This window comes from Rudaea sp., from assembly GCF_036383415.1.
In the GTDB taxonomy this organism is placed as follows: Bacteria; Pseudomonadota; Gammaproteobacteria; order Xanthomonadales; family Rhodanobacteraceae; genus Rudaea.
The window spans coordinates 1-10,119 of sequence record NZ_DASVOK010000497.1; the positions used below are offsets into that span (position 1 = coordinate 1).

9 protein-coding genes and 1 pseudogene are annotated in these 10,119 nt (G+C 63.9%); 2 read left to right on the forward strand and 8 right to left on the reverse strand.

Annotated features, from left to right (window positions below; translation table 11 throughout):
• Positions 1-12: 12 nt before the first annotated feature.
• The 8 genes from argH to VF497_RS18060 form a co-directional block, all read right to left on the reverse strand.
• Entirely contained in the window at positions 13-1,311 is a 1,299-nt protein-coding gene (gene argH / locus VF497_RS18025) for an argininosuccinate lyase (protein ID WP_330891364.1), read from the reverse strand.
• Positions 1,304-2,263: an N-acetyl-gamma-glutamyl-phosphate reductase gene (gene argC / locus VF497_RS18030; protein WP_330891366.1), complete on the reverse strand. Its 960-nt coding sequence runs from the start codon at positions 2,261-2,263 to the stop codon at positions 1,304-1,306. The genes argH and argC overlap by 8 nt, the downstream gene beginning before the upstream one ends.
• Positions 2,247-2,891, reverse strand: coding sequence for a hypothetical protein (locus tag VF497_RS18035; RefSeq protein WP_330891368.1), 645 nt, complete (start codon positions 2,889-2,891; stop codon positions 2,247-2,249). Before VF497_RS18035 ends, argC begins: the two co-directional genes overlap by 17 nt.
• Before the next feature lie 8 nt (positions 2,892-2,899).
• Positions 2,900-4,258 carry an acetylglutamate kinase gene (locus VF497_RS18040; protein ID WP_330891370.1) on the reverse strand — a complete coding sequence of 453 codons (1,359 nt, stop codon included), beginning with the start codon at positions 4,256-4,258 and terminating at the stop codon, positions 2,900-2,902.
• Between the two features lies 1 nt (position 4,259).
• Complete coding sequence (locus tag VF497_RS18045) at positions 4,260-5,360, reverse strand: acetylornithine deacetylase (protein WP_330891372.1); 1,101 nt, start codon at positions 5,358-5,360, stop codon at positions 4,260-4,262.
• Positions 5,361-5,364: 4 nt separating this feature from the next.
• Complete coding sequence (locus tag VF497_RS18050) at positions 5,365-6,570, reverse strand: argininosuccinate synthase (RefSeq protein WP_330891374.1); 1,206 nt, start codon at positions 6,568-6,570, stop codon at positions 5,365-5,367.
• A 14-nt stretch (positions 6,571-6,584) separates the two neighbouring features.
• Positions 6,585-7,598, reverse strand: coding sequence for an N-acetylornithine carbamoyltransferase (locus VF497_RS18055; protein WP_330891376.1), 1,014 nt, complete (start codon positions 7,596-7,598; stop codon positions 6,585-6,587).
• Positions 7,599-7,853: 255 nt separating this feature from the next.
• On the reverse strand, positions 7,854-9,074 hold the full coding sequence (locus tag VF497_RS18060) for an ectonucleotide pyrophosphatase/phosphodiesterase (protein ID WP_330891378.1): 1,221 nt from the start codon (positions 9,072-9,074) through the stop codon (positions 7,854-7,856).
• Between the two features lie 185 nt (positions 9,075-9,259).
• On the opposite strand from VF497_RS18060, the gene VF497_RS18065 reads away from it, so the two are divergent.
• Entirely contained in the window at positions 9,260-9,658 is a 399-nt protein-coding gene (locus VF497_RS18065) for a hypothetical protein (protein WP_330891380.1), read from the forward strand.
• Between the two features lie 140 nt (positions 9,659-9,798).
• A pseudogene (locus VF497_RS18070) lies at positions 9,799-10,119 on the forward strand (hypothetical protein); the annotation flags it as partial.

A 10,119-nucleotide genomic window follows, 5' to 3' on the forward strand; every position in this document is an offset into this window, starting at 1 on the left:
CCGGAAAAGGGGTCATCCGTTGGCTAGATTGGCCAATCTCGCGCGTAACTCGTCCAGGCGCAGGTCCGCTGCCGCACCGGGAGACGTGCGTGCAGCGAGGCTCTGTTCCGGCGTGCGTCCCTGACCGGCTTCGTTCGCGGCAGTAGCGGCCTGCTTGTAGGCGTCACGGAACGGCACGCCGGCGATCGCGGCTTCGATCGCGACGTCGGTCGCGTACATCGCCGAGTCGATCGCCGCGCGCATCGCCTGTGCGTTCCATTGCATGCGCGCGAGCAGGTCGGGCAGCAGTTCTAGCGCGGCCATGCCTCGCGTGAAACCGTGATAAAGGCCGCCCTTGGAAAACTGCAGGTCGCGCTGGTAGCCAGATGGCAGCGACAGCAACTGTTCGATCTCCGCGCGGCCGGCGGCGACGCTTGCGTAGCTCGCACGCATCAGCTCGACCACGTCGGGATTGCGCTTGTTCGGCATGATCGACGAGCCGGTCGTGTACTCGGGCGGCAGGTGGACGAAGCCGAATTCGGCGGTGGTGAACAGCGACAGGTCCCAGGCGAGACGGCGCAGGTCGAGCAGGGCGGTTCCGAGCGCATCAAGCGCAGCCATCTCGAACTTGCCGCGCGAAAGCTGCGCGTAGATCGGCGAAACCTGCATGCGCGCGAAGCCGAGCGCCTGCGTCGTGTGTGCGCGATCGAGCTTGAGGTTGACGCCGTAGCCTGCGGCGGTGCCGAGCGGATTCGCGTCGATCCAGGCGCGCGTGTCGAGCGCGCGCTGCGCGTTGTCGATGAAGCTCTCGGCGTAGCCGGCGTACCACATCGCAGTGGACGAGACGACGGCGCGCTGCAGGTGAGTGTAGCCAGGCATCGGCAGCACCTCCTTCGCGGCGCAGTCGAGGCAGACCTTGGCGACGTCGACGCACAGCGCATGCAGCGCGAAAAGTTTGGCCTTGAGCCAGAGACGCGTCGCGACGAGGATCTGGTCGTTGCGACTGCGGCCGGTGTGCACCTTGCGTCCGGCGTCGCCGAGGCGTTCGGTCAGGCGTGCTTCGATTGCCGAGTGGCCGTCTTCGTATTTTTCATCGAGGATGAAAGCGCCATTTTTGAAATCCTGCGCCAGCACGCCGAGTTCCCGAGCGATCGCATCGCATTCCGCTTGTGTGACGACGCCGATCCGAGCCAAGCCTTCGACATGCGCGCGGCTTGCCTCGATGTCATGCAGGAAGAACTCGCGGTCGAGCACCACGTCGTCGCCGGCGAGGAAGCGCATGATCCGCGCGTCGGTTTCGACGCCGGGTTTTTGCCAGAGCAGGTCAGTCATTGGGAATGCCTTCCAGTTCGGGCCAGCCGAGCGCGAGATTGATGTTCTGCATCGCCTGCGTCGCCGCGCCTTTCAATAGGTTGTCGAGGGTGGCGACGACGACGACGCGCTTGCCGCCCGGTGCGAGCGTGAAGCCGCCGATCTGCACGCCGTGCCTGTTCGCGATATGACTGACCCAGGGTGCGTCGTCGATCACTTCGATCAGTGGTTCGTTCCTGTACTTTTCCACGTATTTCCTCTTGATCGCATCGACAGTCAGCGCCTGCGTGAGCCACAAGTTCACCGTCATCGTGATGCCGCGGAAATGCGGCGCGACGTGCGGCATGAACTCGACCGGCACGCCGAGATGCCGCGTCACCTCGCGCTCGTGCATGTGGTTGACGAGCGAGTAGGGCATGAGATTGCCGTGCAGCTTGGCCGGATCGTTCTTGTCCGACGGCGTCGTGCCCGCGCCCGAATAGCCTGACACACCGAAACAGGCCGGCGGCCCGGCGAGCAGATCCTTGAGCGGTGCGATCGCGAGCTGCATCGCGGTGGCGTAGCAGCCCGGGTTGCTGATCCGGCGCTGGCCACGGTACGCATCGCGAGTCAGCTCGGGCAGGCCGTAGTACCACGCGCCGTCGAAACGATAATCGGCGCTGAGATCGACGATGACGGGGTCGTAACCTCCTGCCGCGTCGATCGCCTTGACGACATCGGCAGCCTTGCCGTTCGGCAGCGCGAGCACGACGACGTCGGCGCGCTTGGCCGCGACGTCCTCGTGCGACAGGTTCTCGTAGCGCAATTCACCACGGTACTCGGGGTTATGGTCGGCGAGCCGCTGCCCATCGAGTTCGCGCGAGGACACGAACGCGAGTTCGAGTTGCGGATGCCGTGCGATCAGCTTGATCAGCTCAGCTCCGGTGTGGCCTCGCGCGCCGACGATACCGATGGTTTTATTTTCTTTGCTCATGAACTACCTGAGATGTACGGATTTTCTTGGCTTCTATATCTTTACAATGCTGAAAAACCGATCCGTCATAGATGAAACCGGCACCATGCTGCAGAAGGAAATACGAATACAGCGGAAACGGCATGAACAAGCCGCACCACGCCAGCAGCCAGGCACCGCGCCGTTTGAGAGCCTTGCCTTTGACCAGTCGCGTCGGACGGAAAACCGCCGCATCGGGCAACGGCCATTGTTTGGCGTTCAGCATCTTTATTGCTTGCGGAAGCACAAACGCCGCCATGACGGTTGGCACAAACGTCGCCGAAATCAGCCACCAGCGTGCCCATTCCGCCGAGTCGCAGGGCGGCGGGGTTTTCAGATGGTCGATCAGCCACATCTTGCAGACGACAGCCAAGCCTGCAATGGGAAGAAAAATCATCAGCTGACGCAGGATTTTTTTCTTGTTTTCCGGACCGGGGTAGAAAAACTCGGCCTTTTCGCGCGGAGCCACGATATCCATCGTCAGGATTCGCAAAATCGCCGAACGCACGCGACCGTCGTTCGGAACGATTCTGGTTTTCAGCCCGGCAGCAATGTCCATCGTCAGAATTTGCTCGACGCGGGAGAAGAGGGAGGGCTTTTCCTGCCACATGGCGCATCTCAAGCGGCCAAGGGTGTCGCTGGCCGATCGATCAGGGTGGGTATTTTCGCACGGCAGTAGTCGACGCAGGCTTCGATCTCGTCGAAGTCGTCGATGCCGTACCAGAACGCCTTGAAGCTTGGCAGCTTGCAGCAGCCGTCCGACTCGGAATAGTAGAAATGGTTGACGATGTTGCCGTGGCGCGAACGCCAGAACAGCGACGGCGTCTCCTCGCGCATCACCTGCCACACCGCGCGGCCGAGGCCTTCGCCCTGCGCTTCGTCGAGCACGGCGAACTTGTCGAGGTAGACCTGGGTGTGGCCGTTGCCGAGTTCGGCGGCGAGCAGGATCACCGCGGTGCGATAGTTTTCGCTGACGTAGGCGCGCAGCAGCTTCGTCTTCTCGAAATAATCCACTGCGAGCTTGCGCGGGGCGAAGCCCGATTCGATCAGCGCATGCAGGCGCTTGAGGTCGAGTTGGTCCCATGACGTCGCGCGCAGCACGCGCTCGCCGCGGCGGATGTAGGTGCCCGAACCCTTGTGTGTGAACAGTTCCTTGGCGAGTTCGGCGGGTTTGGTGATCGACACCGACGATGTCAACGGCAGCGCGTCGAGCAGGTCCTTGATCTGCTCGATCTTCACGCGCATGCCGCCGTTGATCCACGGCTGCTGGCTCAGGTGCTCGTACTCGGTGGCGAGGTTGATCGAGTCGATCACGTTGCCGGCGTCGTCGAGCAGGCCGCCCGTGCCGGTCAGGAACACGATCTTGTACGGCTGCAGCGCCTTGATCAGTTCGTTCGCGGCGAAGTCGGCGTTGATGTTGAGGATCTGCCCGGCGACCGTTTCGCCGAGGCTGGCGATCACCGGGACCGAACCGGCATTGAGGCTGGCCTCGATCGCGGCGAGGTTGACGCGATCGACCTTGCCGACGAGGCCGTATTTGTTCGGATTGAGGAAGCCCGCTTCGAACACGCCGCCGATGATCGAGGTCGCGCGCGCATCGACTTTCTGCAGCGCTTCGACGAGCTTCAGATTCTCGGTCTGCGACACGCGACGCACGATGGCGAGCGCCGCGGGCGAGGTGACGCGCAGGCCGTCGACGGTCTCCTTGACGATGCCGGCCGCGCTCATCTCGGCATCGAGTTGTGGGCCGGCGCCGTGGATCACGATCGGCGTGAGGCCGACCTGTTGCAGGAACGCGAGCGAGGAAACGAGGTTGTCGAGATCGTCGCGCAGCACGGCGCCACCAACCTTGACGACGGCGAACTTCTTCGCGTCGAGCTGCGAGAAGCGGCGCAGGTACTGGTCGATTTCCTTCGCGCTGCCCATGCTCGAGAGCAGGCGCACGATGGTCTGGCGGGTTTGCGTGTTGGTATCCATTTCAACGGGCCTGCGATTTCAAGATATGGATGTAGCTTTGGGTGATTTGCTGCAATTGAGACAGCTCGACGAACTCGTCTGCCGTGTGTGCCTGGGCGATGTTGCCGGGACCACAGACGATCGCGGTGTAGCCGGCCTGCGAAAACAGCGAGGCTTCGGTCCAGAAGTCGACCGCGTTGCCGATCGTCAGGCCCACTTCGTCGGCGAAGTCGCGTGCCTTGAGGCGACGAGACTCGGCTTCGGAGACATCGCCTGCAGGCAAGGAGGGACCGCGAAAGGTTTCCTGGAATTCGGCGGGCTGCGTATCGAAGCCGCTGCGGAATGTCGCGAGCAGCGCATCGATGTCCATCGATGGCAGCGGGCGAAAGCCGAAGCGCACTTCGGCGCTCGGCGCGATCATGTTCGCCTTGATGCCGCCATCGACGCGGCCGATGTTGAAGCGCAGCCCGGTGAGCCCGCCGAAGCGCTGGTGCGATTGCGCGGCGACGTAGTCGAGCGCCTGCGCACCCCAGCGGATCGTCTGGTGCAACGCGCTGTCGGTTGCCGCGTTGCCGCCAGAGGCATGGCCGGCGCGGCCTTTGAAATGCATCAGCACCGAACTGATGCCGCGATGCGCGAGCACGGCTTCGCCGCGCGTAGGCTCGGCTACGACCACGGCATCGAACGACTTCTTCTGCGCCAGGAACGCGGCGATGCAACGCGCGTCGTTCGCTTCCTCATCGGTCGTGAAAAGAAAGGCCGCGTCGCAGTCCGCGCGCGCCGCTGCAGTGAGCAGCGCGGCCGCGGCACCCTTGATGTCGCAGGCGCCGAGACCGACCGCGTGCCTGTCGCCGACACGCAGCTCGAACGGGCTCGCCGTCCAGTGCGGCGAATCCGGCACGGTGTCGAGGTGCACGTTGAACAGCACCTTAGGCTTGCCGCGCACCGCGAACAGGCTGACCGCGCCCGCGCCGTGATCGGTAACGGTACAGTCAAAGCCGGGCAGATGCGCGCTCAGGTAGTCGAAAATGCCGCCCGTGCCGATGTCGCGCGGCGGATTGCGCGTGTCGAAAGCGACGAGCGCGCGCAGGTGCTGCAGTGTGCTGGCCAGCAGGTCGCTCATCGAATCACGACTTCCGGTTCACTTCGGCCCACAGCGTCGAGCTCATGCCGTAGAGGCGGATGAATCCTTCGGCTTCCTCGACGCCCCAGTCGGCCGACTGGGCATAGGTCGCACCCTTGGCGTTGAGGATGTGCGGCGACTTCACCGTGACCGCGCCGACGCTGCCGCCCTGCGTTTCCAACGTGACTTCGCCGTTGACCTTGGCCTGGGAGGAAGCGAGGAAGGCTTCGAGATCGGTCTTGAGCGGATCGTGAAAGAAGCCTTCGTAGACGATCTCGACCCACGCGCGCGCGACTTCGGGCTTGAACCGGTTCTGCAGTTTCGACAGCACTGCTTCCTCGAGCGCGCGATGCGCGGTAAGCAGCGCGGTCAGGCCCGGCGCTTCGAAGATGATGCGGCCCTTGAGGCCGATCGTCGTGTCGCCGGTATACAGGCCGCGGCCGACGCCATACTTGGCGAAATCGCGATTGAGGCGCGCGAGGATCTCATGGCCGGGCAGCTTCTCGCCGTTGAGCGACACGGCTTCACCGTTGACGAAACCGAGCGTCGCCTGCAGCGGGGTTGTCGGCCATTCGCTGCGCGGGGCATTCCAGCCGCGCGCGCCTTCACCCGGGGCTTCCCACTTGTCGATTTCGCCGCCCGACATGGTCACGCCGAGCAGGTTCTCGTTGATCGTGTAGCTCTTCTGCTTGGCGCGCACGCCGAAGCCGCGCTGTTCGAGATAATCCTGCTCGTAGGCGCGCGTGTGCGTGTGCTCCTTCTGGATCTCGCGGATCGGCGCGATGATGATGTAGTCGCCGAGTGCCTTGATCGTCAGGTCGAAGCGCACCTGGTCGTTGCCCATGCCGGTGCAGCCGTGCGCGATGTATTTCGTGCCGAGCTCGTCGCAACGTTTCAGCGCGGCTTCGACTATGAGATAACGGTCGGACACGAGCAGCGGATATTGGCCCTGATAGCCTTGGCCGGCCCAGACGAACGGCTTGACGAAGCCGTTCCAGATCGCGGGGCCGCCGTCGACGGTGACGTGGCTGGCGACGCCGAGCTCCTTCGCGCGGTTCTCGATGAAGGCGCGCTCCTCGGCATCGACGCCGCCGGTGTCGGCGAACACGGTATGCACGCGGTAGCCGCGCTCCTGCAGGTAGGGAACGCAGAAGCTCGTGTCGAGGCCGCCGGAGAAGGCGAGGACGATGTCTTTTTCGGTCTGACTCATGATGATTTCCAGGGTTACTTGTTCTTGGCGAGTGCGGCCATCACGGCCTTCTGCACGTGCAGTCGGTTCTCGGCCTCGTCGATCGCGATGCAGGCGGGCGAATCCATCACCGCATCGGTGGCCTTGACGTTGCGGCGCAGCGGCAGGCAGTGGCTGAAGACGCCGTGGTTCGTCAGCGCCATCTTGCGCTCGTCGACGATGAAATGCTTGTGTGCATCACGGATCGGCTTCTCGGGTTCCCAGTTGCCGAAGTAGGGCAACGCGCCCCAGCTCTTGGCGTAGACGATGTCGGCGCCTTGGTACGTTGCGTCGACGTCGTGCGAGATCGCGAAACTGCCGCCGTTCTCGGCGACGTTCTGCCTGGCGAAGTCGAGATAGCGCTGGTCGAGCGCATACTCGGGCGTGGGGCAGAGCAGGGTCACGTCCATGCCGTAGCGCGTCGCGATTTGCAGCGCGGAGTTCGCGACCGCCGTGTTGAGCGGCTTCGGATGGTAGGTCCAGGTCAACACGTATTTCTTGCCGCGCAGATCATTCGTCTTGAAGTGCTGCTGCAAGGCAAGGATGTGCGCGAGCTCCTGCATCGGGTGCGTGATCGTTTCCATGTTGATCACGGGCACAGTGGCGTATTTCGCGAACGAATGGATCACATGATCCTGACGATCGACCGACCAGTCCTTGAACTTCGGGAACGCGCGCACGGCGATCAGGTCGACGTAGCGCGACAGCACGCGCGCGACCTCTGCGATATGTTCCTCGGTCTCGCCGTCCATGACCGTGCCGAGCTCGAACTCGATCGGCCACGCATCCTTGCCCGGCTGCAGCACGACGGCATGGCCGCCGAGCTGGAACGCACCGAGCTCGAAGCTCGTGCGCGTGCGCATCGAGGGATTGAAGAACAGCAGCGCGATGGATTTGCCCTTGAGATCGTCGCCGAGCTTGTTCTGCTTGAATTGCGCGGCGCGCGCGAGCAGCGCGTCGAGGTCGGCGCGGCTCCAGTCTTGCGTGCTCAGAAAATGTCGAATGGCCATCTAAAACCCTCGTGGAAAATCCAAAAAACAAAAACCCGGCGCGGGGCCGGGTTTTATCGTCGAATCACATGAAAATCGTGCGACAGCTTACCCGGCCGGATTGGTCGTGGTCGGTCGACGCGCGCGCGAAGTCATGCCCGCAGCCATGTCGGCGCTGGACAGGATTTCGGCGTTGGCGAAGAGCTGGTTCATAGGCACGCAATCATTTGGATGGCCAATCATGCACGGAATATTGCCGCGGTGCAACAGGAAATCTCAGCGCAGCATCTGCTCGGACGTCGCCGGATTGCCGTCGTTCGGCGCGGGCCTGATCCCGAGCAGCCGCGTCAGCAGCGGATAGACGTCGACGTTGTCGAATTCCGGCACGACCAGCCCGCGCTTGAACGCCGGCCCGGAAGCCACGAACAGCGCACTCATGTGCGGATCGGCATTGTCGTAGCCATGCTCTCCCTTGGAAACGAAGAAGCCGGGACGGTTGACGAACTCGCGCGTCCAGATCAGCCAGCCCGGATCGGCGAGGCAGAGCAGCGGCGGGATGCGCGGATTGCCGCCGTAGTGCAGGCGCGCCGGCGTCTCGCCTTTCTTCCAGCAACGCATGTGATCGTGTGGGGCGAGCAGGGCTTTTTCCACGGCGGCTTCGTGCCCCGGTTCGGCCGCGAACGTGGACAGCAGGCCCATGTTCTCGATACGCAGGTCGCGCACGTCGACGATGTCGTCGAGGATGACGTAGGCGCCCTTTTCCGTCGCAACCTGGCCGTGGTCGGAGACCACGATGATGTTGGTCTTGTCGAGCATGCCGCGTTGCCTGAGCCCGTCGAGCAAACGGCCGAGCGCGCGATCCACGGTGACGATCGCGTCGTTCACCTCGCGCGAATCGGGGCTATGATCGTGGCCGGCGTGATCGACCACATCGAAATACAGGGTGACTAGGTCCGGGCGCTGAGCGACAGGCAAATCGAGCCAAGCCAACACCTGGTCGACGCGCGCGCTGGAACTCATCTTGCCGTCGAACGGCATCCAATGCTCGGGACGCACACCGCCAATGGCGACGTCGGAACCGGGCCAGAACATCGTTGCCGCGTGCTTGCCCTGCCGTTCGACGCCAACCCAGATCGGTTCGCCGCCCCACCACGACGGATCGGATGTGATGCTCGCGTCCTTGTAAACGAACTTCTTGCCGCTCGCCGGATCGGAGAAGCGGTTGTTGACGATGCCGTGGTGGTCGGGATAGAGGCCGGTGACTAGGGTGTAGTGGTTTGGGAAGGTCAGCGTCGGGAACGCGGGGCGCATTGCCTGCGCGCGCACGCCGTCGGAGGCCAGCGCTTTCAGGTTGGGGGTCAGGCCGCGATCGAAGAAGTCGGCGCGAAAGCCGTCGATGGAGATCAGGATCAGCGGCGCGCCGGATTCCGGCTTCGGCGCGGGCGCGGCACAGGCGGCGAGGACGAGAACGAGCAGGCAAAGGACGAGACGCGGCATGGTTTTCACGGCAAGGAGTCGGTCGACTGCGGCTACTATCGCCGAGCCCGTGCCGGCGCGCCAGCCATCGCCTGTAATTTTTCGTCTCCTGATGCGGTCTCACGAGGACACCGAGCGCTTTCCCTGTTCGCGTGGCAGCCGCCTCGTGCGGTGACAAGATCGAATTCCTGGCGTAGGCTTGTTTCGTGATCCAGCGCATCCGCCAATTTGCCCGTCGTCGCACGCGCCTGCAATGCGTGGCGTTGATCGTGTTCTGCCTGCTGTTCAACCAGCTGGCGGCGGCGGCCTACGTCTGCCCGACGCGCGCGGATGCGGCGCAGGAATCGACCCAGGCGATGGCCGACTGCGACGAGGGCATGGATGCGAAGCACCCGGCGCGTTGCGCCGAGCATTGCAATCCGGCCACGGCTTCGGCCGATCACGCGCCTTCGCCGGCGGTGCCGCCGGCGTTGTTGCCGCCGACGACCTGGCTGCGCGCCGACGCGCGCGCAGCGCAGCGCGAATGCCGCGATCCCGCGCGTGAAGTCATCGCACGCGCGGCCGCGCCTCCACTCAATATCGCGCACTGCACATTCCAGATTTGAGCTTCGACTCGTGACCCGAGGAGCACCGCCTGTTGCGCGGTGCGTTGTCGTCGCCAGTCGGAAAACTCACCATGTCTTGCAGTTCTCGCTTGTCGTCGCGTCGCGTCTGCGGCCGCGTCAGGCTTGTTGTTTTCATATCATTGTTCTCCGCCCATGCCTGCGCCGCGTTCGCCGATGATGCGCCACTATCGTTGCTCGATGCGGTGCGCGAAGCCGAGGCGCAGGCGCCGAACATCGCCGCACGCGCGGCGGCCCTGACGTCCGCCGAGCGCGCAATCGTTCCGGCCGGGGAATTGCCCGATCCACAGCTCGTCGTCGGCATCGACAATCTGCCGGTGACGACCAACGACGCTTTCCACCTCAACCGCGACTTCATGACGATGCGCAAGGTCGGCGTGATGCAGACCTTCACGCGCGCAGAGAAGCGCGAGCTGCGCACGCAGCGCGCCGAAGCGATGGCC

What these genes read in the sequence shown, in the direction of transcription:
- argH (WP_330891364.1), bottom strand. Translation starts at nt 1,311, where the DNA reads ATGACTGACCTGCTCTGGCAAAAACCCGGCGTCGAAACCGACGCGCGG.
- argC (WP_330891366.1), bottom strand. Translation starts at nt 2,263, where the DNA reads ATGAGCAAAGAAAATAAAACCATCGGTATCGTCGGCGCGCGAGGCCAC.
- VF497_RS18035 (WP_330891368.1), bottom strand. Translation starts at nt 2,891, where the DNA reads ATGTGGCAGGAAAAGCCCTCCCTCTTCTCCCGCGTCGAGCAAATTCTG.
- VF497_RS18040 (WP_330891370.1), bottom strand. Translation starts at nt 4,258, where the DNA reads ATGGATACCAACACGCAAACCCGCCAGACCATCGTGCGCCTGCTCTCG.
- VF497_RS18045 (WP_330891372.1), bottom strand. Translation starts at nt 5,360, where the DNA reads ATGAGCGACCTGCTGGCCAGCACACTGCAGCACCTGCGCGCGCTCGTC.
- VF497_RS18050 (WP_330891374.1), bottom strand. Translation starts at nt 6,570, where the DNA reads ATGAGTCAGACCGAAAAAGACATCGTCCTCGCCTTCTCCGGCGGCCTC.
- VF497_RS18055 (WP_330891376.1), bottom strand. Translation starts at nt 7,598, where the DNA reads ATGGCCATTCGACATTTTCTGAGCACGCAAGACTGGAGCCGCGCCGAC.
- VF497_RS18060 (WP_330891378.1), bottom strand. Translation starts at nt 9,074, where the DNA reads ATGCCGCGTCTCGTCCTTTGCCTGCTCGTTCTCGTCCTCGCCGCCTGT.